General features: G+C 40.9%; 17 protein-coding genes. 10 read left to right on the forward strand and 7 right to left on the reverse strand.

What is annotated here, in order from left to right; all coding sequences use genetic code 11:
• Positions 1-11 precede the first annotated feature (11 nt).
• The 5 genes from DQW11_RS00985 (at position 12) to DQW11_RS01005 (ending at position 4,969) form a co-directional block, all read left to right on the forward strand.
• Positions 12-575 (forward strand): antitoxin Xre/MbcA/ParS toxin-binding domain-containing protein, encoded by a 564-nt coding sequence (locus DQW11_RS00985; protein ID WP_113922128.1) that lies wholly within the window; start codon positions 12-14, stop codon positions 573-575.
• Positions 576-598: 23 nt separating this feature from the next.
• Positions 599-1,048 carry an RES family NAD+ phosphorylase gene (locus tag DQW11_RS00990; RefSeq protein WP_113922129.1) on the forward strand — a complete coding sequence of 150 codons (450 nt, stop codon included), beginning with the start codon at positions 599-601 and terminating at the stop codon, positions 1,046-1,048.
• Between the two features lie 65 nt (positions 1,049-1,113).
• On the forward strand, positions 1,114-2,631 hold the full coding sequence (locus DQW11_RS00995) for a serine hydrolase domain-containing protein (protein WP_157965986.1): 1,518 nt from the start codon (positions 1,114-1,116) through the stop codon (positions 2,629-2,631).
• Between the two features lie 77 nt (positions 2,632-2,708).
• Positions 2,709-3,176: a GAF domain-containing protein gene (locus DQW11_RS01000; protein WP_113922131.1), complete on the forward strand. Its 468-nt coding sequence runs from the start codon at positions 2,709-2,711 to the stop codon at positions 3,174-3,176.
• 155 nt (positions 3,177-3,331) lie between these two features.
• Positions 3,332-4,969, forward strand: coding sequence for a M1 family metallopeptidase (locus tag DQW11_RS01005; protein ID WP_113923148.1), 1,638 nt, complete (start codon positions 3,332-3,334; stop codon positions 4,967-4,969).
• A gap of 90 nt (positions 4,970-5,059) precedes the next feature.
• On the opposite strand, the gene DQW11_RS01010 is transcribed toward DQW11_RS01005, so the two are convergent.
• Positions 5,060-7,726 carry a VPS10 domain-containing protein gene (locus DQW11_RS01010; RefSeq protein WP_113922132.1) on the reverse strand — a complete coding sequence of 889 codons (2,667 nt, stop codon included), beginning with the start codon at positions 7,724-7,726 and terminating at the stop codon, positions 5,060-5,062.
• Between the two features lie 77 nt (positions 7,727-7,803).
• Between DQW11_RS01010 and DQW11_RS01015 the strand changes: the two genes are divergently transcribed.
• Entirely contained in the window at positions 7,804-8,688 is an 885-nt protein-coding gene (locus DQW11_RS01015; RefSeq protein WP_113922133.1) for a sulfite exporter TauE/SafE family protein, read from the forward strand.
• A 131-nt stretch (positions 8,689-8,819) separates the two neighbouring features.
• Here DQW11_RS01015 and greB read toward each other — a convergent pair whose 3' ends face one another.
• The gene (gene greB, locus DQW11_RS01020; RefSeq protein WP_113922134.1) at positions 8,820-9,335 is read right to left on the reverse strand and encodes a transcription elongation factor GreB; all 516 of its coding nucleotides are present in this window, start codon (positions 9,333-9,335) and stop codon (positions 8,820-8,822) included.
• A 123-nt stretch (positions 9,336-9,458) separates the two neighbouring features.
• Between greB and DQW11_RS22605 the strand changes: the two genes are divergently transcribed.
• A complete protein-coding gene (locus DQW11_RS22605) occupies positions 9,459-9,689 on the forward strand; it encodes a TSUP family transporter (RefSeq protein ID WP_394337135.1) in 231 nt (76 codons plus the stop codon).
• Positions 9,690-9,910: 221 nt separating this feature from the next.
• Here DQW11_RS22605 and DQW11_RS01030 read toward each other — a convergent pair whose 3' ends face one another.
• From DQW11_RS01030 to DQW11_RS01050, 5 genes are all read right to left on the reverse strand, one after another.
• A complete protein-coding gene (locus tag DQW11_RS01030; protein WP_113922135.1) occupies positions 9,911-10,795 on the reverse strand; it encodes a glycoside hydrolase family 17 protein in 885 nt (294 codons plus the stop codon).
• Positions 10,796-10,797: 2 nt separating this feature from the next.
• Positions 10,798-13,140 (reverse strand): MFS transporter, encoded by a 2,343-nt coding sequence (locus DQW11_RS01035; RefSeq protein ID WP_232826641.1) that lies wholly within the window; start codon positions 13,138-13,140, stop codon positions 10,798-10,800.
• A gap of 61 nt (positions 13,141-13,201) precedes the next feature.
• Positions 13,202-14,461 (reverse strand): glycosyl hydrolase family 17 protein, encoded by a 1,260-nt coding sequence (locus DQW11_RS01040; RefSeq protein WP_113923150.1) that lies wholly within the window; start codon positions 14,459-14,461, stop codon positions 13,202-13,204.
• Between the two features lie 46 nt (positions 14,462-14,507).
• Positions 14,508-16,247 carry a glycoside hydrolase family 3 protein gene (locus DQW11_RS01045; protein ID WP_113922136.1) on the reverse strand — a complete coding sequence of 580 codons (1,740 nt, stop codon included), beginning with the start codon at positions 16,245-16,247 and terminating at the stop codon, positions 14,508-14,510.
• A gap of 69 nt (positions 16,248-16,316) precedes the next feature.
• Positions 16,317-19,763 (reverse strand): hypothetical protein, encoded by a 3,447-nt coding sequence (locus DQW11_RS01050; protein WP_113922137.1) that lies wholly within the window; start codon positions 19,761-19,763, stop codon positions 16,317-16,319.
• A 531-nt stretch (positions 19,764-20,294) separates the two neighbouring features.
• Between DQW11_RS01050 and DQW11_RS01055 the strand changes: the two genes are divergently transcribed.
• The 3 genes from DQW11_RS01055 to DQW11_RS22150 all read left to right on the forward strand — a co-directional run bounded on the left by DQW11_RS01055 (position 20,295) and on the right by DQW11_RS22150 (position 25,505).
• Entirely contained in the window at positions 20,295-21,446 is a 1,152-nt protein-coding gene (locus DQW11_RS01055; protein WP_157965987.1) for a WD40/YVTN/BNR-like repeat-containing protein, read from the forward strand.
• Between the two features lie 322 nt (positions 21,447-21,768).
• A complete protein-coding gene (locus tag DQW11_RS01060; protein WP_113922139.1) occupies positions 21,769-23,235 on the forward strand; it encodes an SLC13 family permease in 1,467 nt (488 codons plus the stop codon).
• Positions 23,236-23,408: 173 nt separating this feature from the next.
• Entirely contained in the window at positions 23,409-25,505 is a 2,097-nt protein-coding gene (locus DQW11_RS22150) for an eCIS core domain-containing protein (protein ID WP_157965988.1), read from the forward strand.
• The last annotated feature ends 850 nt before the right edge of the window (positions 25,506-26,355 follow it).

Genomic DNA, 26,355 nt, shown 5'->3' on the forward strand with positions numbered 1-26,355 from the left:
GTTCAGATAAAATGACAATAAAATCATCAAAACCCTCAAAAAATTACTCTGAGCCATCTTTGGAGAATGAGAATTTGGTTTCCGATTTTCAAAGTTCGGATTATGGTAATCATCCTACCTTCAAGGTAAGCCGATCAGGTAAGTTTAAGTCTTATGAGGTCCCAAGCGGTTACGGATTTTTTGTTCCGTCATTTACCAAAGCAAAAGGAATGGATGAGGTAGGGGAGTTATTGGACAAAAACCTCCTTTCGGAGGATATTTTGCCTATCATTGAGTTTCTCGGCTTCAAGATACAGGACATTGCCAAGGCAGCTTCAGTATCGCCGAGTACGGTTTCCCGATGGGAAAGCAAAAGCCCAATAGGTACTCCGGGTTCCTATCAGTTTTTCAAAATCGATGAGGTGATCAAAAAAGGAGTTGACCTTTTTGGCAATACGACCCATCTCAAGCAATGGCTTGACAGTCCAAATATGGCCCTTGGCAATGAAGCTCCAATCAAAAACCTGACCTCGATGATAGGTCTGGAGTTGGTTGATGAGGCCCTTGATGCCCTTCATTTTGGAAATGTGATGTAGTCTGTATGCGCTATTTTAGAATCATGTCAGAATCGTACTACAAAAACCCTTTCAGTTGTTCATTTAATGCCGGAAGGTGGAATCCCAAAGGAACCGGTATGATATATGCCGGAAGTGGTCCGGCCATTTCTTTATTGGAATACCTGTGCATCAAGGGCAATGCTGTTTCCGGAAAATCGTGGTATATGATTGAATTTGGGATTCTTGATCCGGATTTGATTGGGACTTTGGAAAAAGATAGTTTACCTGAAAATTGGAATGTCTTGCCTCATGCAAAGGTCACACAGGATTTTGGGAGGGCATGGTTGCAGGAAAAAGAATTTCCTTTTTTGAAAGTACCCTCTGCCAGATTGAATTTATCCTTTTATCCTTTGGAACATAATCTTCTTATCAATCCCGAATTTCCTGATTTCAAAAATCATATCGAAGTTGTGGATGAGGTCAGGTTTGACTACCTTATGAATTCCCATTGAAGAAAATAAGAGAATTTTTTTTCTCCAATACTTCAAAATCAACTTCAAACCAATCAGACCTGACAATGAAAATAACCACTATCTTTTTTATACTTTTTCTGGTTTACCTGCCAGCAATTGCCCAAAGTTCCCTTCCCAGAAGTACACCAAAGGCCCAACAAGTTTCCTCCGGAGGGATATTGGATTTTATCGAATCTGTGGAGAAAAGTAACCATGAAGTACACAGCATGATGGTGCTGAGACATGGAAAAGTAATCGCCGAAGGATGGTGGGATCCTTACAAGCCCGAACTCAAGCATACCATGTATTCTGTCAGCAAGAGTTTTACTGCCACGGCCATTGGCTTTGCTGTCGCCGAGAAAAAACTCAAAGTAACTGATAAAGTCATTTCGTTTTTTCCTGAATCCTTGCCCAAAACAATCAGTCCAAATCTTGCCAACTTAGAAATCAAGGATTTGCTCACCATGAGCGTAGGGCATGACAAAAGCTTTAACCAGGAAGTTTTTACTACAGAAAATTGGGTGGAAGCCTTTCTTAATATGCCGATTGCCAATGAACCGGGCACAAAATTCCTGTACAATACCCCTGCGAGCTACATGATGTCTGCCATCATCCAAAAAGTTACTGGACAAACGCTCTTGGACTATCTGGAACCAAGATTATTGAAACCTTTGGGAATTACGGGCTTGGACTGGGAGAAGGACTTACAAGGTATCCAAACCGGTGGTTGGGGTATCCGTGTCAAAACCGAGGACATGGCCAAATTCGGTCAATTGTTTCTACAAAAAGGGAATTGGAACGGAAAACAAATACTGCCGGAGTCATGGATAGAAGAAGCCACCACTTTGAAAATACTTCAGGAACCGAATGCTTCCCCTGAAAAAATGGCTTCCAATGATTGGATTCAAGGATATGCCTATCAAATGTGGAGAAGCCGGTACAATTCCTATCGGGCTGACGGTGCTTTTGGACAGTATATTTTGATATTGCCTGAAAAGGATGCGGTCATTGTCCTTACCTCAGAGACCAACGACCTGCAAGGTTTATTTGACTTGGTCTGGGAAAACCTCCTACCTGCATTTGATGCTACTTCCGACCTGGATTTATTGTTGAAGGATAGATTGGAGAAGCTTTCTTTGGCTCCTTTGCAAAGCAAAAACAATCCTGAATTGGAAAAAAGATTGAATGGGAAAAATTACAGCATCACGTCCAATAATGAAAAAGTCAATACTTTTTCCCTGAATTTTCAAGAAGGAGTCTGTCTTTTGAATTATGGTCATGGGCCAAATACTTACAGGTTGATCTTTGGATCTGGTAAATGGATCAAAGATGAAACCCACAGAGTAGGGCCCAATCTATTCACTCTTGCCCAAAACCAACAGGTAGGCTTGGCTCCATTCAAAATCGCCGGAAGTTATGCTTGGATAGATGAGAATACTATTGAACTTCAGCTTAGGTATATCGAAAGCCCGCATACAGAAATCATCCGAATCAGGTTTGAAGGGGAAAAGGCTAACATCACATTTGTGAACAGCTTTGAGGGAGAAGGGAAGAAGGTGAGTTTTGAGGCGAAAGTTGACTGAACGGGACGGAAGTTGGAGGTAAAAGGTGAAATTGAGAGGTAGAAGGAATTTAAGGATATAATTAGAAAAAAAATATTATGAACAAGACAGAATCAATCATCGAATCCATAAAAGAAACAAAAGGCGAAATCAATTGGCAGCAATTGTTGGAAAACATCATCTCAGCTTTTGATTGTACTACAGGAACTATCCACACCCTTGACAAATCGACCAATTTGCTGATGCTTAAATCCCAGAAAGGCATTCCTGATTTTTTGTTGCCAAAGATGTCGGTGATTCCGATCGGCAAAGGAATGGCAGGAATCGCTGCAGAAAGAAAACAGCCTGTCGAAATGTGTAACCTGCAGACAGATTCATCCGGGGTGGCAAGGCCTGCCGCAAAGGAAACCAAAGTCGAAGGTTCCATTGCAGCACCGATGTTACTTGATGGGGAATTGTATGGAACCTTGGGCATCGCAAAGCCTGTGCCTTATGATTTTACCAAAGATGAAAGTGAGGCTTTGTTAGAGATTGGGGAGGAAATTTCAAGATTTATCAAGTCCTAATTGTTGGGTTTCAATTGATCTTTGAAGTCTAAGCTCCAAAACCAGATATTAATTGATACTGGATATTGTACCCGATTTAAGCATGATTGTTTAGAGTTTCTGCAGAATTTAATCATACCGAAAACCCAATCAAAAGAACTGTTTATAGCAACCTCATGAACCTATACCGAAAACTACTTCCCGCCATAGTGCTTATTCTGATTGTTACAACATCTTATTCCCAGGAGCAAAAATTTACCCGGGCAGATACGCTTCGGGGAAGCATCACACCGGAAAGGGAATGGTGGGACCTGAATTACTATCACCTTGCTGTGGAAGTATTTCCTGAAACCAAATCCATCAAAGGAACCAATACTGTCCGGTATCAGGTAAAGAAAGCACATCAAGTCTTGCAGATAGACTTGCAAGAACCTTTACGGATTATCGATGCAAAGCAAGACGGGCAAAAACTTGAAATCCGAAAGGAGGGAGCCGCCCATTTCATTAGCCTTCCCAAAAAGCAGGTTGTGGGTTCATTTGAAGAAGTCGTCATCTCTTATGAAGGTCAACCCAAAGAAGCTGTACGCCCGCCTTGGGACGGCGGCATCACCTGGCAAAAAGATGAAAACGGAAACCATTTCATCGCTTCATCCAATCAAGGAATCGGTTCGAGCATATGGTGGCCAAGCAAAGACCATCCTGCAGATGAGGTAGACAGCATGCTGATCAGCGTGACTGTTCCAAAAAACCTGATGAACATTTCCAATGGCCGGTTGCGAAAAACCGAAACCAAGGGGCAAACCAAAACTTTCCATTGGTTTGTCAGTAACCCCATCAATGACTACGGGGTGAATATCAACATAGGCGACTATGTCCATTTTTCGGAGAAATATCAGGGCGAAAAAGGCGTTCTCGACATGGAATATTATGTGATGCGGGACAATCTCGAGAAAGCCAAAAAACAATTCATGGATGGAGGACGGATGATGGAGGCTTTTGAGCATTGGTTTGGGCCTTATCCATTTTATGAAGACAGCTACAAACTCGTGGAAGCGCCTTATCTCGGTATGGAACATCAGAGTTCGGTTACTTATGGCAACGGTTACCAAAACGGCTATCGCGGCACGGACCTTAGCGGAACAGGTTGGGGGATGAAATTTGACTTTATTATCATCCATGAATCCGGTCATGAGTGGTTTGCCAACAACATCACTTACAAGGATGTCGCAGATATGTGGATCCACGAGAGCTTTACCAACTACTCCGAGAGCCTGTATCTCGATTATTTTTATGGCAAAGAAGCCGGACAGGAATATGTGCGGGGTACGAGAACCCGAATAGATAACAAACTTCCTATCATAGGAAGGTATAGCGTCAATAGCCGGGGTTCCGGAGATATGTATTACAAAGGCGGGAATATCCTGAATACGCTCCGTGAAATCGTCAATGACGATGAAAAATGGAGAAAGATCCTCCGGGGATTGAACAGTGAATTTTACCATCAGACAGTCACGACGGCACAGGTGGAAGATTACCTTTCCATGCAAACGGGTATTGACCTTTCCAGCTTCTTTGACCAATACCTCAGAAACAGTTCTTTGCCCGTGCTCGAATACTACTACTCAGATGAGCAGACACTCCAATACAGATGGAGCAATTGCATTGCGTCCTTTGACATGCCGGTGGATTTGGAATTGGGAGAAAACAAAGTCCGTGTAGTGCCTAGTACCAAATGGAGTGAATTGAAAGTTTCCAAGCAAACCGATGTCAAAGTCGATTTGGATTATTACGTGGGAAGTTTTCGGCTGAGATAAAGCCCTTGATTAAAATTTTGAATGAAGGAAGAAAAGCAATGTGGAATGGTTATTTACATTTAATGGAGAAAATTGAGTTTCAAATCCCGCCTAATCAGAAATCGTCTCAACGATATAAGGTGATTTTCCATCTATAACCTCAAAATTTTGTTCCATATGATCTTCTCCCGAAATAATTTTCACTTTGTAAACTCCCGCTTTTATAAATTGATCATAGTGAATGAAATATGGGTTGTCACTTGTTTCCTTTTTCACAATCAAATCCCATCGGTGTTGGTTAAAACCTTTAAAACCAGTTAGATTCGTTTTCCATATTTCCGTATTTGATTGATCAACCACTGAAATAGTAACTGGTTTTGATTGGCTTAGCCAAAAAGAAAATGTTGCTTTTTCAACAGTTCGATAATCAGGTTCACCGTGTGATGAATTAAACCAGGGTCTCGCTGTTTTACCGATTTCAAAAAAATAATCTTTGTCTTCAGGAAGGTTTTCGCTTACCATTTTCTGAATGGGAAGAAGGCTTGTTTTATAAATCCCCCGTCCATGGGTACCTACCACCAAGTCCATTGTAGGTAAATATATCTCCAAGTCAGCTACGGCCGTGGCAGGCATATTGGTTCCAAGGTAGGACCAGTTTTTTCCCCTGTCTATAGATATATAAACACCGCGTACAGTGCCGGCATATAAGATGTTTTCATTTGAAGGATCTTCCTTGACCACGTTAATTGGTTCGTTGGGTAGGCCTGCGGCAATGGTTTTCCAGGTCATTCCAAAGTCTTCAGAAGCATAGAGATAACTTTTCAAATCATCATAATTAATTCCGGTCATAGCCATGTAAACACGTTGCACTTTGTGATTGGAGGGAGATATGCTACGAATGTAGTTGTTGGCTATACTCGTTGAATGCTCTTCCCAACTCTCACCATCGTTTTTTGAAACCCAAAAAGCCCCGTGATCGGTACCTGCGTAAAGCAATCCTTTTTGTAAAGGGGATTCTACGATTGCCCCGGTGGCAAATGATTTCTTTTCTTTCTTTGAAGAATTACTAAGATTGGGACTGATTACTTTCCATGTATCACCACGGTCAGTGCTTTTTAACATGAAATTTCCTCCATGGTATAGTGTTTTACTATCATAAGCAGACAAAAAGTAAGGGGTCATGTAGTTAAAGACCAGTGTATCCTTCATTTCCTTGGGAAGTGTTGGCCTGATGGAGACTGCCACATCATTGGATTTGTCCAACCTCATCGCATCTCCATGTTGGCGGCTGTAATAAATAATAGATTTGTCAATAGGGTCAATTTGAGTAACACAGCCATCCCCACCATCCCATGCATCGATCCAGACATATTTCCAGGGATCAGGAAATCTGGTATTCAATTCCTTTGCAGGTCCAGAAACAGTAGCATCATCCTGGGTTCCCCCATAGATGGTAAAATCTGATTGGTCAATGGTGATATCATAAAATTCACCTGTTGGAATATTATTATAATGAATCCAAGATAATCCTTTGTCATAGCTCACATAGTATCCTCCATCATTGCCCAAGGCCAAATGGTTGGGATTCGTTGGGTTGATCCATAATTCGCATTGGTCCAGATGAAGGCCTTGGGCTAAGCTTGGTGTCATGCGGGTAACCTGCCCCCCGATAAAGGAAAAAGACTTGCCTCCATCGAGACTATGTGCAAGTCTGACTCCTAGACAAAATACTTCTTCGTCATTTTTGGGGTTGACATAAACATCGGTAAAATACCACCCTATGACGGAAAATACTTTGAATGGTTCAGAATGGGTTTTGGTCCAGTTCAACCCACCATCGGTAGTTTTGTAAAGTTCTGCTGCATGTTCAGTTTCATTGTTCAAATTGTCTATCAGCGCGTAAGCTTTGTCAGGATTGGTTGAGGAAACGGCAAGACCTATCCGTCCTGTTTTTGGACCTGAAGGTAATCCATTGGTACATTGTGTCCATGTTGTTCCTCCATCTATGCTTCTGTAAATGCCGCTGTTTTTTCCGCTAATTCCAGGATATACTTCCCATAAAGAAGAATACATGATTTGGGGATTGGTAGGGGAGATGACCACTTCATTTGCCCCGGTCATCTCGTCTTTGTAGAGTACATGTTCCCAAGTTTTTCCTCCGTTCATCGTTCTGTATAATCCTCTGTTTGGGTTTTTGGACCAAAGGTGTCCCAGAACACACACGAAAACGATATCAGGATTAGTAGGATGAATTTCAATCTCAGCGATTGACCATGAATCCTCCAGACCAATCTTGTTCCAGGTAAGCCCCGCGTCGTCAGATCGGTACATACCTGTTCCGGGCAAAGTGAAGTTTCTGGGCTTCTTTAGGTTTTCTCCGGTTCCTAGATATATAATATTGGGGTCAGAAGGTGCCAATTCAACATCACCGATCCCAAGGGAAGACTGCTCTTCAAATACTGAATTCCAATTTAGTCCATGGTTTGTGGTCTTCCATAGACCACCTGACCCAAATCCCGCATACATAGTCCCTGGATTTGTGTGATCCACCTGTACAATATCTGCACGGGCAGAGTTGACGGTAGGCCCCAAGGATATCCATTCCAATTTGAATCCGGTTTCTTCCTTCATCTTTTTATAGTCTTGAAAGGAAGCTTCCAAAGGAGAGAATGGCTGTTGTGCAAAAAGCTTATTGGAAGAAAAGAAAAATAGCATAAAACAAGCCACTATGGCTATTGCAAAAGCTGAATTTCTTTTCAAATTATTGATATATTTCATAGAAAATTTCTTTCTTGATAATGGTATGAAGGATTCGCTCGATAAGCAATATAATTATTTATAAGAAACTAGACTCCATGGTGGCATTTATTTGGATTTCACTCGCCATCCTTACGGTTTGGTTTACCCTTGTATTGACGAGGGATTTTCTCAGACATAAAAACAGGTTGGAACCTAGCAGCTGGAGAAAAACTTCCGTGATCGGATTTGTGGTCAATTTTTTTGATGTGTTGGGTATTGGTGCCTTTGCTCCTCAAACAGCGTTGCTAAAATTCACCAAACAAACCGAGGACAAGCTCATCCCGGGTACGATGAATGTTGCCAATACTCTTCCTGTATTGTTACAGGCTCTGATTTTTATCACGATCATTGAAGTCGAGCCAAAAACCCTTATTCTAATGCTAGTATCGGCTGCAATCGGGGCCATCGTGGGTGCAGGTGTAATTTCAAAACTTTCCGAACGTAAAATCAGGCTGACTATGGGATTTGCTTTGCTTATTACAGCCGGTTTTATGCTTGCCCGCAACTTGGATTGGATTCAGGGAGGTGGCGAGGCTATCGGCCTTGAAGGAGGTAAACTTCTGATTGCGATCGTTGCCAACTTTTTCCTGGGTGCGTTGATGACTGCCGGTATTGGTTTGTATGCCCCATGTATGGCTTTGGTTTTTGCGCTTGGGATGTCGCCGCAGGTGGCTTTTCCGATCATGATGGGATCATGTGCTTTTTTGATGCCACCCGCATCCATTCGTTTTATCCGTGAAGGAGCCTATAATAGAAAAGCTGCAGTAGCCATGGCAATTCCGGGTATTGTAGCTGTATTGATTGCTGCATTTATAGTGAAGTCGTTGCCATTGGATATTCTCAGATGGCTTGTGATAGTGGTTATACTTTATACCTCAACAGTGATGCTGAGAGCTGGATTGGTTCAAAAGGAATTGAGTATGGATTTGGAGAAAAAGTGATTTGGAATTATTTTGAAATTACAATCAGGAAAAATGAAATAGAAGAACTGCAGTTTACCAACACGAAGAAAAAAAGGTGTATTATAAATTACTTTATGCCAAGCAATTCCTTATAGCTATGATTAGCAAAACTACTTTTGGTACTCTATTTTAAGAATTTTCCATACAAAATCACCCATTTTGGTTTTAACTATCACCTCATCTCCAACAGTTTTACCAAGAAGCGAATTAGCCATGGGAGAGTCCATAGAGATGTAATTTTTGTTACCTATTAACTCTTCGTAACCAACAATTCGAAGACGATTTTGAAGACCTTTCTTTTCGTTTTTAATTTCTACCCAAGCACCAAAATTCACTTTTCCTTCTTGGTTGGGGTGATAATCAATAACTTTAAAGTCATCAATACACTTTCGCAAATAACGTAGGCGATTATCAATTTCTCGAAGACGTTTTTTGTTGTAATGGTAATCGGCATTTTCTGAACGATCTCCCAAACTTGCGGCCCATGCAACCTTTGCGGTAACGTCTGGACGTTCAACTCGCCATAAATGATCATGTTCTTCCTTTAATTTTTGTAAACCTTCGGAAGTAATAAATTGGGAGCGATTGAGTTTTGGTAGAGTTGACTCTGGGATTTTTCGCCTCATGATAAATGATCTTACTTTGAAAATTTTCACAAGATAATATAATGATGGGATAGGTTTGTATGCTCTTTGTATGGCCTTGGTTTTGCACTTGGAATGTCACCTCAGGTTGCCTTTCCAATCATGATGGGCTCATGTGCATTTTTGATGCCGCCTGCCTCAATAAGATTTATTCGTGAAGGTGATTACAATAGAAAAGCAGCCATGGCTATGGCAATTCCGGGTGTGGTGGCCGTCCTTATTGCTGCATTCATTGTGAAGTCGTTGCCATTGGATATTCTTAGATGGCTTGTGATAGTAGTTATACTTTATACATCAATAGTGATGCTTAGAGCGGCTTATTCTAAAAGCCATTGATCATTTGTTTTCTATTCTGCCACCTGGAAACCAGACTTGATTTGTAGGAAATGTATGACATTGAAGAGATTTTTTACTCGGCCATATTAAGAAGGATATCCATTTACAAACAAAAAACGGTGCTGAATTCACAAAATGTGTAAATACAGCACCTAACAGTATATTTTATGTAATAAAACCTTTCCTAAAAATTACAGGGATTTTTTCAACTCCTAATATGTTTAATATTTAAGGTTTTCATCTTTGTCCCAAAGACCCCAATAGGCGCCCACATCTCCTTCCGCTCCAACCTTCCATGACTCATCAAATGATGAAAAATAGAAAATTTCAATATTATCTTCTTTTGACCACTTCTGTGTATTGATAAAATATTTGATAAAATTTTCATCAGAGGGCATGGCAGCTCCTAGGCTGGTTCCCTGACTCGGCCAACCGGTTTCGCTGATGACAACAGGTTTTCCTTTGGAGGCGCGTTTTGCCCTGTTATACATTTCCTTCATGTATAACAATGAATAGTCTATGTGACATCCTTCCCAATAAGGATAGCAATTGGCCAAGATAATATCACAGGCTTCAGCAATTTTTGGATAATCCTCAAATTCATAATAGGCATCTACATAACCAACTGGAATCCCCTTAATTGCCGATTTTACTTTTTGCATGAAGGTTAAAAGCTCGTCCTCGGTGAGGTCTTCGCGGTACATGACTTCATTTCCAACAGCTGCAATGTCAACATATCCTTCATTAGAGATCTTGATCAGATTTTCTATCTCCAGCTGATTGATTTTGTCATCCTTACCCAGCCATGCACCCACTAAAGTTTTCATCCCATATTCCTTGGCGATTTTTGGAATCAGCTCATTCCCATCCGTACAGGAGAAAGAGCGAACCCAAGATGTATAAGGCCGGATGATTTCCATTCTCCTTCTTATCTGTTGCTCTGAAATGATGTCTCCGGGTTTTTGTCCTTCTATGTATGGGCTGAAGCCAATCCCATGCATCCCAAAATCCAGGACTTTTCTATACAATTCCTTCAAGGTTTCAAAAGAAGCACCTTCAAATGAAACACCGGCCAACGATAATAATTTTTCAGCTTTTGAAGACATTCCTAGATGTATTTTAAGTTTTCATTCTTATCCCAAATTCCCCAACGTTGACCGACATCACCTTCGTGGTGTATTTTCCAAGACTCATCGAATGAGGAAAAATAGAACATGTCCACCTTCTCTTGTTGGGACCAATTGTTAGCATTAATAAAGTACTTCATTGCGTTCTCTTCAGAAGGTTCGGCGTCTTGGACTTTATCTCCCTGATTCGGCCAACCTGTTTCTGTAATGATGATTTTTTTACCATTTGCAATGCCTTTTGTAGACGTATACATTTGCTGTAAATGGGAAGATGCTTCTTCAATACTTTTTCCTTCCCAAAAAGGATAACAGTTTGCTAAAATGATATCACAGGCATCTACAAGTAAGGGATGCTTTTGGTGTTGAAAATAGGTGTCCACGTAGCTGACAGGCGTATTGGGTAAGGATTCTTTCACCTCCTTGATGTAATCTATTATTTCCTGCTCCGTCAATTCATTTCTAAGTAAAACCTCATTGCCAACGACAGCGATATCCACAAATCCTTGTTGTGCCAGACTGATCAGGTTTTTAATCTCCTGTTCATTTTTCGCTTTATCGACTCCAATCCAAGCACCCACCATCGTCTTAAGTCCTTTTTCATGGGCTGCTTTGGGAATGTATTCATTTCCGTCTGTACATGAAAAAGAGCGAACCCAATTGACATGTTTTGAAACCAAGTCCATTCTCCTCCGGATTTGATTCTCGGATAATTGATCACCTACATTCTGACCTTCCAAATAGGGGCTAAAGCATAGGCCATGAATGCCTAAATCAAATGTTTTGGAAAAGAGTTGCTTTATTTCGGTGTTGGATTTATTTGAAAAATCAATGTCTGTTTTGGGAGAAGTTGCATTTTGCACTTTGGCCAGTACCGCTGAATTTTCATTCTGAGAATATGGGTTTTCAAGGTTTTTTTTGGCCTCTGCCCGCTTTTTTAATTCTTCACGGATTTCGTTGGCCCTTCTTTCATCCACATCATAGTCATGCATGAGGTACATGGCCGCTATGGTTCCCAACATCGGAAGCCCCGAAAAGAAAATTCTCAGACCATCCACTGCGCCTTCAGGCTGAACCGCTGCATTTCCATCAAAACCTACTACGGTCAGAATCAATCCACTCAAACCACCTGCTATGGCAAATCCGAACTTCACCATATACCAATAAATGGCGCCGAATACTCCTTCCCTTCGTTTTCCGTAATTCAGTTCGTCTAAGTCGATCACATCAGCAGTCATGGACATCATCAAGACAAAAAGGCTACCGATTCCAAAAGAGTGTAATGGGAGGGAAAAGATGAACATCCAAGGCTTGCCGGGTACAAAAAGGAACCACAATGAAAGATAACCGACCAAGGCTATGCCTTGGGATACCATGAAGGCATTCTTCTTACCAATCTTTTTGGACAACCAAGCTACCACAGGAATGACAATAAAGGTAGTGACCAATGCACCGATACTTCCGAATAGTGGCGTCCAGTAGCCGGCTGCACCTGCATCTCCATTAAACAAATGCCAAACCACTATAAAAAAGACAAATCCTGCAACGGTATTAAATGCATTGAAAATAAAAAATGTGGATAAACACAGCTTTCTGAAAGGTGTCGAGGAAAAGGCTTCTTTGAACCCCCGTATGATTTGAGACATACTATCACCTATTGCATTGAATGTAAGTGGCGAGAAATTTTCATTTTTGGTGGATTTACTGGGAATGAAAATGGCAGGAACCATCGCACATAAAGCAAAAATCACTCCGACCCAAATCGATAATTCACGTGTAGCGGCTTCCGGGGATGGGAACCAACTTGGCTCGTACATAATGACCCAAAACCATGGAGCAATCACCCAAGCCCACTGCCCAATCCATTGGGCTATGGCCATAATTTGGGTACGCTCATGGAAATCCTCACTCATTTCATAGCCCATGGCTACGTAAGGCACACTGAAAATAGTAAGCCCGAGGTAAAAGGCAAAAGAGCCAAATAAAAAATAGGTGAAGTTATAATTCACGCTGTTATCCCCATAAAGCTGCCACATTACCGAAAAGGTAATCCCCATTAAAATAGCGCCGATAAATACATATTGTCTTCGCCTTCCCCATCTGGATTTGGTATTATCTGAGATAAAGCCCATAATAGGGTCTGTTACAGCATCGAATACACGTGGAAGGAAGTAAACGATTCCCCACATCCAGCCTGGGAATCCCAGGTTTTGCACTAGCACCACCATAAATATCCCTAGGGAAGCAGGAAACATTTGGTTGGCTAACATACCAACGCCGAAGGCAATTTTTTGGCCCATCGGGACTTTATTCGTGGTGGTTGACATAGTTATTAGGGTTTATTAGTGACTTTTTGATCGAAAATAAAATGTGTATTTTGGTTAAATTTTACTTGGCAGGTGGTGCCATTACTTCCTTTAGCAAGGCTTCCTTGTCTCCACCATAGGTTTTTACTATTGGATTACCATCCCTACCCAAACCCTCAAAAATACCTTTGTCAACCAAATCCCAAAGTGCATATTTTGCTTCACCTTTAAGTGTGAAAAGCCCGAAATGATTTTCCGAACCGTTGGGATTTTGTGCGTCCTTCCATTGTTCATTGAAAGCTTCAAAATAAAAACAGGAAATTCCGGAAGCAGAAGTCCATTCACGCATGTGTTTGTAATATAGCCCTTGCTTGTATTCGTCCGTTGCCCTAGATCCTTCTGATCCATAAAAACCATCAGATTCTGAAGCCCAACCGGTCTCACCGATATGGATCGGTTTTTCAACTCCAAGACTTTTGACATAATTAGCAACAGAATCATACTGCATTTTGGCAAAATCTTTTGCCCTTAACATGGCTGCATCTATTTTTTCAATATCTGAATTTTGGCTTTGGTCTTCAGGGACAAACCAAAAAGAAGGATTATAATGGGTATTATGGTAAGGATAGGTGTGTAGGGAAATATAATCTACAGCTTTGACCAGTTTTGCGAGGTCTTCGGTGTGGTAGCTCGAATCAGCGCCTCCCCAGGAGGAAAAATCATCTGAACAGGTAATCCATAATTCTTTAGGAAGCTTGCCGGAAGCTTTCAAAGACTGTAAGTGAGTAACCCACTTAAGGATTATTGAAGGCTGAACAAAATAGCTAGTGGCCCATCTAACCATTGCCTCATTGCCAACAGCAAGAATTTTAACAATCTCAGGGTATTGATTCGCCAGAGCCACGGCTCGGCCAATCTCTCCTTCATTTTGTTCGCTTTCTACTTCATGATCGGGAGTTTGGTCTGTCCATGCGTTTTTACAATCTATCCAAGCACCAAGCATCACATACATCTCAAAATCCGGATTTTCATTTTTAAGCTCCCGGATAGCCTTAAGGACATTTGAAGCATGAGGCATTTGAACATTGTAAGTTCTCAAAATCCTAATTCCCATAGCAGATAAGATTCTGATATCTTCTTTTAGTTCCTCAACAGTAGGCTGGGTTTCTCTTGATTTTTGCCGATATCCCTCATAGGATATCGCAACGTATTCTGGATTTCCTAGTATTTCTTTTGCCGTCACTTCTTTCTTGGTTAGTTGATTCGATTCTTCTTTTTTGGCACAGGCAAAGCAAAAAGCTAAGATTGCACCTGCAATAATTATTTTCGACGATGACTTCATACACATTCCTTTATTTATGGTTATATCCATTTCACTTTTTATTTGATCAAGACTTATAATTTAACCCAAACCCGAGTGGAAACAGTGGTTTTATCGAATCATCCCAAAAATTAGGACCGTATTTCCCATTGTAATCATCTACAGATTTTGGCCATGAGTGGGGTAGTTTTCCTTTAAAGTCATACTCACCATAAAGTACCTCAGCAATGCCATTACCTTCAGACCCGGGCAACCATGCCACGACAAATGCATCCGATTGGTCAATTTGGGGGGTTACAACCAAAGGCCTGCCGCAAACAAGTACCACTACTGTTTTTTTTCCTAACTTAATATAGGTATCGATATAATTCTGATGGATTTCAGTAAGTGTAAGTTGATAAGCATTGATTTCTCCGCCTATGTCCCCAAAAAACTCAGCATAGGGAGTTTCCCCAACGACAATCACCGCGATATCGGCATCATCATTTCCAATTCCATCTTTGTCATAAGCGACTTCAACGGATGAGATTTTTTTAAAACCTTCCAAGATGGTTGTTGCCCCACGATAGTTTTCATTGGTTCCCTGCCAGTTGACCGTCCATCCTCCTGACTGTAATCCTGAGTTATCTCCAAATTCACCCACTACCACTATTTTAGCGTCTCTTTTTAGAGGTAATATATTGTCTTCATTTTTTAACAAAACAAGTGACTCCCGCACCGCTTGTCTTGCTACCTCTCTGTGCTTTTTAAGGCCTATTTTATTGATGAGATTGTTATCAGGGAAAGGTTTGTCAAATAACCCAAGTCTGAATTTTTGCCTCAAAATTCTACGCACGGCATCCTTAATCCTCGTCAGTGGAACAACTCCACTTGAAACCGCCTCTTTCAGTCCATTTTGAAAACCTTCCAAATCACCATCTACGGCCATTACCATGTCTATGCCCGCATTGATGATATCATTTTCCCCAAACCTTGAATACCCCTTCCAATCTGAAACAACGATTCCATCAAATTTCAATTCGCCCTTTAATAGATCAGTAATCAACGCTTTATGCGCATGCATCGAAATCCCGTCCATTTTGTTAAAAGAGGCCATAACCGCGCCTACGCCTTCATCCACTGCAGCCTGATAGGGGGGAAGGAGTCTTATTTTAACCTCATCAAGGGATAAGGATGAGTTTCCTCCTTCGACACCAAAATCCGTAGAACCATCGCCAATGAAGTGTTTTGCTGTTGCCAGCACATTTTCACTTTGGCTGAGATCACCTTGGTGTCCACGGACAGAAGCTCTAGTCAATTCCACGGTTATATCCGTGTTTTCAGAAAAAGCTTCGTAAACTCTTCCCCATTTTTCGTTGTATGGAATGGCCACACAAGGCGAAAAAACCCAGTTAAACCCTGTTGCCTGCGTTTCTAAGGCTGTTATTTCAGCGGCTTGATGGACAAGGTCCGGATTTGCTGAAGCTCCCAAACCAATATTATGTGGAAAAATAGTAGCGCCCTCAAATGTATTTTGGCCATGCACAGCATCTACACCAAATAACAATGGAATTCCTAAGCGCGTGGAAAGGGCTTGTTTTTGCAGATCAGTTACTTTGGCTTGCCATTCTGTGGCAGTAAGGCCGGGAAGCGGACCTTGGGTATGGATGACAGAACCGATTAGCTTGGTTTTAATATCATCTCCGGAGATATCATCAAAATGCCTTACTTGCGTCATCTGACCTATCATTTCATCGATGGTCATCCTTTCAAGCATTGAGTCGATTTTTTTTTCAATGATTTGAAAAGTCATTTCTTCTTTACCCATTCGGTTGGTTCTGTAAAAAACTGATTAAGTATAATCCAAAATTCTTAAGTTAAGGAGGACGATCAAGTATCATTTAAATGCTTTTCTATCCAAATGAACAATAATTTGACTGATTTCTCCGGTTCTTCCAAATATACTTTGGCTAAAATCAATTTCAAGTGTAAGATTTGGACTATTTGAAATATAGCCATTTTTCATTATTACATCAAGTCCAGAATGATCAGCAAGTTTGTATACGATTGGGATCTGACAATAAGTAAAGCCTAAAGATCCCGGTTCTAACTTTAATTTCAACCATTCTGAGTTGACGTCAATATATTCAAAGATTTTTGCCTCAGTAAGAAACTCATCCTTTCTAAGCATAGAGGCATTAAATCCCAATTTTCCATCAATTACAGACACTCCAAGCTCTCCAAATCGACTTAAAACATCTTCTTTTACCTGACCTGTCATTCCCGGCTGTTGTACACCTTTCCCAATTGGGGTATGGGAGTAGGGGTCAGTCGGGAAAGCGCCGTAAAGGGTAGGGGATTTATGCAGTCCGATACCTTCATTGATTTCATAATAATGATTTTGAATGCCATGAATCAGGTCTTCTTTTTCATTACTTTTTATTGCTTCAAGACAACATTCCTGTACTGCCAAAGACAATTTTGAAACCATGTGCCAATAAATTGACCCCAAACCTTCATAGCCAAAAAATGTCCCAGATCGTCCCGTAAAGGATTTATGGTCAAAAATTTCTTCGAATATCTCCAAGACTTCCTTGATATCCGATTCATTGATCTGTTTGTAATTGGTTTTGGAAAGTAATTCCAATTCGTTTCGAAGGTCTTTTGCATTTTTAAAATTGCCATTAAAATGGTAGCCTCCGTTCACATCTTTCTCTACTATCTGCTTATTTCCTTCATTGACAAGCATCATAAGCAGCGGAGAACTTGAAATTGCAGCCTGAGAAATGTTGTTCTTTTCCAGAAAACCTTTTAGATTCTTATTGGGATAAAGGATGTAGCTATTCTGATCTTTTCTGTAAAGTGCACTGCTTCTCAATGCATCTAATAAATCCAACACCTCGGAAGATGACAAGTAGCCTGAACTTAAAACCGCAACCTGACCCTCTAACATTTCACTCAGGTAAGAAACAGAAATTTCATCCTGATTTTCAACTGTCATCAGGTTATAGCCATGATAAAGGCCGTCATGTCTTTTATTTGCGCGAATGCTGTGTTCCAAATAGGCAAGGCATATTTGGGTGAAATCCCGGAGGTCTTGGATTTGAATAGCCTCCTGATTGCCGCTAAAAGATTGTTTATAGATATGATTTCTATATTTGCTTCCGGCCAATCCAACACCATCCAAAACCTTCTTGCGATCCTTGTCAGTAAAAGAGACCTCAAGAAGGTGTTCATTTTTCTTAAGCGTTTCTGACACACCCTTAAAGAAAGTCATCAATTCCTCTGAAATCTCAACTTCTTTCGATTTTGTATTTTCAAGAATTCCATCAAAAAAAGTAAGAAACCTCCTGAGGTAATACAATGTCACCATGGATAATCCATTTCCGACCAAGGCATTGTTGGCGTCGTTCCATTCGGGACGCTGGGTATTCATCCAAATACCACCTTCGGGTAAAAAATTAGACATCTTTGCCAACAGTGTCGCTAAAATCTTCTCCACAAAATTGACATGATAAACCGAACCTTGTCTATCCTGAAGCAAGGCACTGTCGGCGCCAAGCCACAACCAACGTTCCTTGATCTTGGTATCAAGTCCATGATCGAAATCTATCGTGTCTTTTGGGTTCTTTAATATGTCCTCGTGGCTCTTTATCTTATAGGGTACATTGGCATAGACAAAATCCCGCCTGTCAAAATAGCTTTCTAACCTGCCAGGGTAATATTTCTCAATAAACTCAAGAAACTTCAACAAATAAATGATTTGGTGATCGCCCCAATAACCGATGTATGACCATGGATCGTCCGGTTCAATTCTTTCCCAATCAATGCCATCCTTGGTCACCCGATAAGGATTATATCCATCGAAAGTGGAAGCATTCAGAAATTTGAAAATCATTCCTTCAATAAACTCAGGGTAGGAGTGGACCAATGCCTCCCAATTCTGAAATATATCTCTCCAATTTCCCTGATAATCAAGGATTTTTGACCCGTCAGTTTCATTATAGGTGTTTATAGAGAATTTATTCCAAGGTCGGCTTGGATCCCCATGGCGACGGCTGAACTTTAAGGGTAAATATTCAACGCACAATCTTCTAAAATCAGAATCTTTTGAATTGATTATCAGTTCTTTAAAACTCCTGAGTGAAAGCTGTAGTGGAAGGTTTTCGCTGAGTTTTTGCCAATAAGCCAAAACCTGTTTATTTGCCTTCGAAAAATAATCGGTGATGTCTTTTTTGTCTAGTCTGTAGTTGTCATCAAAAATTCCTCCCCGCATTATGTTAAACAGAGAGTTGGCAAAATGCCGGGTATCCCTCAGTGTATCCTTGGTCAATTGCAGCCCATCGGCGGCGGCATTCAGTTGGATCAACTGTCTTGTTCCGGCTTCAATATCTGCGATAACCTTTTGTGCCAATTGGGGATCATTTTTTATCTGATTGGCTATTTCAATAACTTGTGAGACACTGTTGTTCACATTGGAGACGATCAGCCATTCCTTTTCTTTTCCGGGAGAAATTGAAATATCGCCATTCAAAAAATAGGCTCCCTTTTCGGCTTTGATATCTGATTCTTCCCTGATTGCTATCCCTTTTCTAAAATTCTCGAGCTGCAGGGATGAAAGGAGGTGATTGGGATTTTCTAAACCAAGAGACCAGGCAATGTTTGCCTTTAATGCCTCGCTTGGTTCAGGCTTATCCACAATAATGACACTAAGAGCAAAAATTCCAATTCCGCTTTCTTTATCAAGTTCGTTCCGCTTATAAGCATCCACCAGATTGCTTACCTGATTTTGGGTTGAACTTGGCACCCCGTAAGGAACAATATTTTGGATCCCATCAAGAACAGAAATGTCAACCGGTGTTGAATTATTATTAATCAACCTGCTTTTTTTGACAAAACCATATCGGTGACTTGTATTCCATTGGTACTGGAATGTCAGGTTCAAATCGAAGTTGATTTCTTCGAACAGGATCGTATTGCCGTATACATTCTTGTAAAGGTTCCGCTGGATTTTATACTTTTCTGAACTTCTGATCGAAAACGGTTCCCAGATTACAGATTGGCCGGATCGGGAGACTGAAAAAATGGACTTCGATCCTGTGATGTCTGCAGACTCTGTAATTTTATCATCCGTATAGTAAGGAAACAACGCATATTCTGCGTTTTTTCTACCTGCACTCAAACCACCGTTACTGCTTATAAACATCCAATGATTTGAGCTGCTTACAATGCTCATAAAGAATGGCCGCATTTGGTCGACATTCAGAATTTGGAAAAAAAGTTGATTATCTATCGCAACCTGCTTGAGTTTTGGCACTTTTAGGTCTTCTGTGATTTCTTGCATTGGGATATGATTACTTATGATGGGCAAGTGGAATATAATTCTGAAAAATTTAGAATTATGCCTTTATACGAAGATAGAAGTATTTTGGAAATAGCAAAAGGCTAGGCCAAACAAGTATCCTTGACCAATTGCTTAGTGAAGCTTCTCCTTCCTGATGGTCAAAAAAAATTACTCAGAGACGCAGAAAAGTCAAGAAAAAGTAGCACAGTATTTCGGTTATGTCTATCGAACCCCAAAAAGCAATCAACATAATTCAAAGGCGCCTATGTCCTGTTTATCAAGCAGGGGAAGAATGACCGGCGTTTGTTTGGTTTGATTCTATTTGGACATTAAACTACTCAATCCACACGTTTCATCTCTTTCCAATTACTATCCAAAAAAACAGCTGCAGTCCAGCGGTTAAGTCCGAGGGGCCTGAACAAGGTGGTGAAAGATTTTACATTCCTTTACATTGTTTTTACAAACTGTTAACAGTTATCCATTCCTTGAATGTTTATGTTTGGGAAATGTAAAACCAAAGTAACTTCTTTTATGAAAAATTTGAAAAAATCGCCTGTCATCCTGCTCCTGACGCTATTAACAGTAATTATTGGTTCATGGACATTTGCTCCAGGTTTTTCGGACTGGAGTTTATTTGGTAACGTGAAAGATGCAGATCTTGCCAAAGGGGAAGACAATGCTCTCATCGGTGTTGGTGATGAACTGGGAATCAAAACCCTAAATGGCAATCCCACCACGATAAATACTAATAAACCAGAAAAAAACAGCGTCATTTTCCAATCAAATGATAGGGGACAGACATGGCTAGAAATCGGCAGAGATTTGCCTGAACTTGAACAGTTTGTAGGTTTTTTTGCAGGTGAATCCGAAGTTTATTTACGCACAAATGGTGTCACATATCGGAGTGAAAGTAATCTTAAAACTCCTATTTGGGAAAAAGTGAACATACCAGCTATAAAAAATACTTCGATTTCTTTCAATCCATCAGGAGTTATGGCCTACAGTTATGATGGATCCATTTATCAAAAAAAGCCCTCTTCCGAAACCTGGTTGCCGATATATACCAACCTCAAAAATCATTCGGTTCAATCTATTTTTGAAGCCTCCAATGGGACGATATTCCTTAGCTCGGGTAAAGGCCTATACAAATCTTACGACAAAGGACAAAGCTGGGAGCCTTCACAAAAAAGTTGGGTTGGGAGTATTGTGGAGTCAAAAGGAGTTTTATTAGCTAGTTGTCAGGAGGGCATCATGCGTTCGACTGACAATGGTGAAAACTGGGAATTGGTTATTAATGAAGGTGGAGTAGGCATAGCTATCGAACGTATCGATGGTGGATTTGCGGCTATCTCATACAGTTCAAGTACCAAGTCTAGGAGAATTAGGGTTTCCAATGATGAGGGAAAAACTTGGAAAGCCATTGATATGGGACTTAAACCATCGATGAATATTACATCTATTAAGCAAGTTGGGAGCGATTTATTTGTAGGCCATCCTGATGGTATATTCCGTTCACCAGATATGGGAAAATCGTGGCAGCTTGTTCAAGAAAGTGTTGATAATGAAGTTAAGATGTCAACAGTAAAATGGATTCCTTCTTCATCCGAGGATATTGGACGGGTGTTTGAGCTTTATGTTTCTAAAAATGTGTTGTACGCTGTTGCGAGAAAAGCTGGATGCTGAAAATGATATCCATGCTACTTTCTTTAAAGTGTGTTCATGAAGTTCAAATTTTATAACTGTACGATGGGTATGGGCTCAAAATCCCTAACTTCAAAAGGCATGTGCTTAATGGATCGCTGTGATGGTTGACAAAATTATATTATGTAATTGTTCTTTGGATATAGGTGTTATATGTTTGTTATATAATTTACATTATGTTAAATAAAATAAGAACATACTTCACATCCTGATTTTGAGCAATAATTTTCTCAAATCCACCACTCCAATGATTGGGGTTTGAATTCCCTGAATTTTTTGGTAATTATAGGATTCAATTGCTGACATGAACCCTAACCTTACCTCACGTATCGGAATCATTCTTGGACCAGCTTTATTCCTGCTGATACTATTTTTTGTAAAACCTGTGGACATGTCTGCAGAAGCTTTGGCGATGATGGCTGTGACGGTATGGATAGCCACTTGGTGGATTACTGAAGCGATTCCGATTGCAGCTACATCCTTGTTGCCCTTAGTGCTGCTACCTACCTTGAATGTATTGCCGATTGCCGAAACTGCGGCGTCCTATTCCCATCCGATGGTGTTGCTGTATATGGGTGGATTCATGATCGCTATGGCGATTGAAAAATGGAATCTCCACAAGCGGATTGCTTTGAGCATCATCTCTTTAATCGGCACCGATATCCAAAAAATCATTTTGGGATTTATGGTGGCCACAGGATTTATTTCGATGTGGATTTCCAATACTGCCACAGCGTTGATGATGTTACCGATTGCTATAGCAGTGGTGACCCAATTGACTCCCAATGAAGCCAATAAAGAAGTTTTGCCCAACAACCTTGGTAAAGCGCTGATGTTGGGAATTGCTTACAGCGCCTCCATAGGTGGTATGGCTACCTTAATTGGCACGCCTACCAACATCATTTTGGCCGGAGTCATCAAAGACATGTATGGTTATGAAATTAGCTTTTCACAATGGATGCTTTACGGCTTTCCTGTTGCTGTGTTGCTTTTGGCATTTTGTTGGTATTATTTGGTGAAGGTTGCCTATCCTTTTGATAAGGATTTTAAAATTGAAGGTGGTAAAGAAGAAATCCAAAGACAACTCTCCCTTTTGGGCCCGATGACAAAAGAAGAAAAGCGGGTGGCTTGGGTATTCGGAACGGTGAGTTTTGCCTGGATCACCAGGACATTTTTACTTCAAGATTTGATTCCAGTTTTGGATGACACGATTATAGCCATAGCGGGGGTTTTGGTGCTCTTTGTGCTCCCCTCTTCTAAACCGAAAACTAAACTGCTAGATTGGAAAACTGCAGAAAGCATTCCTTGGGGAATATTGTTGCTCTTTGGCGGCGGTTTGTCTTTGGCAGAAGGATTCAAATCTACCGGATTGGCTACTTGGGTAGGAAATCAGTTTGTATTCCTGGATTTTATAGCTTTTGGGTTGTTTTTGATGGTGATCATCGCAGCTGTCAACTTCCTTACCGAGGTTACTTCCAATGTCGCCACTGCCTCGATGGTATTACCGATTTTGGCGGCTGTCTCCTACTCTATGGGCGTTCATCCTTTTGGATTGATGGTCGGCGCGACAATGTCAGCGAGTTGTGCGTTTATGCTGCCTGTAGCGACACCGCCCAATGCCGTGGTATTTGGTTCGGGTTACCTCCGGATTCCCGACATGGTCAAAGCCGGATTGTGGATGAACTTTGTTTCCATCATTATCATCACTCTATTTACCTATTATCTGCTACCTCTGATTTGGGGGATTGATTTGAAGGTTTATCCTTTTTAGTGTGACCTTGGTCAAAAAAAGTTTTTAGCCATTGTTTTCAAAGAAATTTTAGGCCTACCCTATCCAAATTGGATTTTTGGTTTTCAATATTCCATTGAAATTCATTAACTTATCGAATAATTTTTATCGTGTGTTTTGAAAGCCAAAATGAGTTCAATCCTTACTAGCAAACCATGAAATCCTATCCCACCAAGGAAAAGCCTTCTTCTTCGACTGCAAGTAGCCCTCAGAGAAAATCCCAATCCAAAGTCAGTCTTCTGGACAATAGAAAATCTTCTCATTCCGGCTTGATCCAAATGGCAAACCAAGGGAAACATGCCCTTCAATTGAAAGCACTTGAAAGCCTGTTCAATTCCTCCCAAGCGATCCAAAAACAAGGTTTGGAAAAAGAAGAACTGATGCAAGGAAAGTTTGAAGCCGCCCAAAGAGAAGAAATAGAAGACAAGGAATTGCTCCAAGGGAAATTCGAAACCATACAAAAAATGAACCTCGAAGAAGAGGAACCTTTGCAAGGAAAGCTTGAAACCCTCCAAAAACAGGGATTAGAGGAAGAAGAACTGATGCAAGGCAGGTTTGAAACCGCACAAAAAATGTCACTTGAAGAAGAGGAACCCATTCAAGGAAAGTTTGAAACTATCCTAAAGCAAGAAAATAATACAGGTCTTCCGGACAACCTCAAATCAGGAATTGAGAACTTCTCAGGTTACTCCATGGACGATGTCAAAGTCCATTACAATTCAGACAAGCCTGCAACCCTTCAGGCCCATGCCTATGCACAAGGCACTGATATCCACATTGCATCCGGTCAGGAAAAACACCTTCCCCACGAAGCTTGGCATGTAGTGCAACAGAAGCAAGGGAGGGTAAAGCCTACACTTCAAATGAAACAAGGAGTAAATTTAAATGATGATGCGGGTTTGGAAAAGGAGGCGGATGTGATAGGGGCCAAAGCTTTGCAGATGAAACGCAGTGAACATTATTTTCTTCCATCGATTAAGTCTTACTCAACCATTGCTCAGGTCGTTCAATGTCGGTTTCCGCCGATGACTAAAGAGCAGATCGAATCACAACCTGAAGTCGCCAAAGAGATACTCCTTCATCGAATCCGTACGATAGACTTGGCTTCCCTGGTTGAAATGGCCAAGCATTCCAGGCTCCCGACAGATCCGGATGTCCTCGCTTACTGGCTGAGTCAAATGGAACCAACCTCAAATACGCTTTATACCATGTACCAGGAATGGTCGGAGTACATTACCGATGACCGTCGGTATGTAAATGAAGTTGCGGAAAGTACCGAACCTGGCATAGAAATGGTCAAGGCTATACAGTCGCAATTGCCTTCCATTCTTGCGGGGATTGAAGAGACGATTCAGCAGACTAAAGTATTAACCGGCATTTTTGGAATCGAGGCTGACAAACTCATCCATGTAATCGACGTTTTTAATCTTGCCAAAAATGCTATTAATCTTCATTTTAAAGAGAACAGCTGTCCAATTGTAATTGCGGGAAATCGAGATCACAACGAATGGATCGGAGCAGGAGGCATGACGGCAGAGGGCCTTGCTCAAGTGGAGTTAGGTTTAAGTGGTGCTAAGGCGCTTGCTGAAGGCAAGGCTATAGGAAAGGCGCTATTGGTTCATGAGTTCACCCATTCAGCCGCAGGAACAAAAGACCATGCGTACGGTCTAGCGAGTATTGCTAAACTTGGTCCCAAGAAGCGAGTTGAAAACGCTGCCACCTATGAGCATTGCTTCTTAGAAGTCACTAGTGTAAAGAATTCAGCCCGTTACTATGACCCTGAGGTTAGCTCAGGCAAAAAGAAAGCGGGCGAAAGCGAATCCATTGCCATAAAGAAGAAAAAAGCGAAAGATGCACTGGCCTATACAGCCGAATTATGGAATCGCCTGGACAATATGTACCTCGCAGCACAGCGCTTGGTTGCTAAGGAACCGAACCAAGGCGACAAGATTTTAGCCTCCATAGGTTGTCTACCTCATACTTTGTTTGACAAACCTTCAACAGGGGTGATTGGCTTGGCGCTAATCGAGGACCGAACACATTTTCTCAAGGGGTATATTCACAATCCGATCACTTTCTTACCCTACTTTAAAAAATGGGGAATGGATAAGCTTAGACAAATGGAATCAAATGACATAATATCAGAAATAGTGGCCGAACATTTCGGTATCGGGATTGATAAGGCGCGGGTCTGGAACTATTTTATGATGAAGCCAGAAGAATTTAAAATGCAGGAAAGCAAGGAAAATTAGAACTTATGAAAAACCTATAGTCGAGAAGGTAAAGGGGGATTCCACCCCTAAACCTCACACAGAACCGTACGTGAACCTCTAGATTCATTCCGCTCTGATACTAATGGCAAAACAGAACCCGTTTTTTAGTTATTTTAATGGGAATTGCTGCAAATCTTGCTAATGAAGCTTATGTACTGGAGGATGTAGATGACCTTATCGGCGAACCTGAACGGGACATTTTAGAAGATGAAGTCCTAATAAAAAATGGTATATGGGATGAAAGGCTTTCCATCCGACTGGAATAGTGTGATCAACAAAAGAAGAGGCCTCCACAATTCAACAGTTTCTAAAAAAAGATTTTAGAGGCAAGTAAAAAATGGAATTGCTCTAAAATATTATTGAAACCCATTGAAATTCATTAACTTAATAATGATTAAATTTTTTAAGCTTTTCAATTTTAAAAATTTTGAAATGAAATCTTCTCTCTTGCAAAGTTTAAAAAAATTAAGTGCCGACCGGAAATCAAAAAGAGGTTTCTCCCCTACTGCACAACTTCAGGATAACCGGAAAAACACCCTGGACCAACAGCACTTAATCCATCTGGCCAATACCAGTAAAACTGCAGTTCAACTGAAAGCATTCGGTTATCTTTTAAATGGAAATGTGACAGTCCAAAAAATGGCACTTGAAGAAGAAGAGAATTTGCAAGGAAAGTTCGAAACCGCCCAAAGAGAGGAAATAGAGGATGAAGAACCTCTACAAGGAAAGTTTGAACCCATCCAAAAGCAAGGACAAGAGGAAGAAGAACTGATCCAAGGGAAATTCAAGACCATCCAAAAAATAAGTATTGAAGAAGAGGAACCGCTAA

The sequence above is a fragment of the Cognataquiflexum aquatile genome, from assembly GCF_003316845.1.
Classification (GTDB): Bacteria; Bacteroidota; Bacteroidia; order Cytophagales; family Cyclobacteriaceae; genus Cognataquiflexum; species Cognataquiflexum aquatile.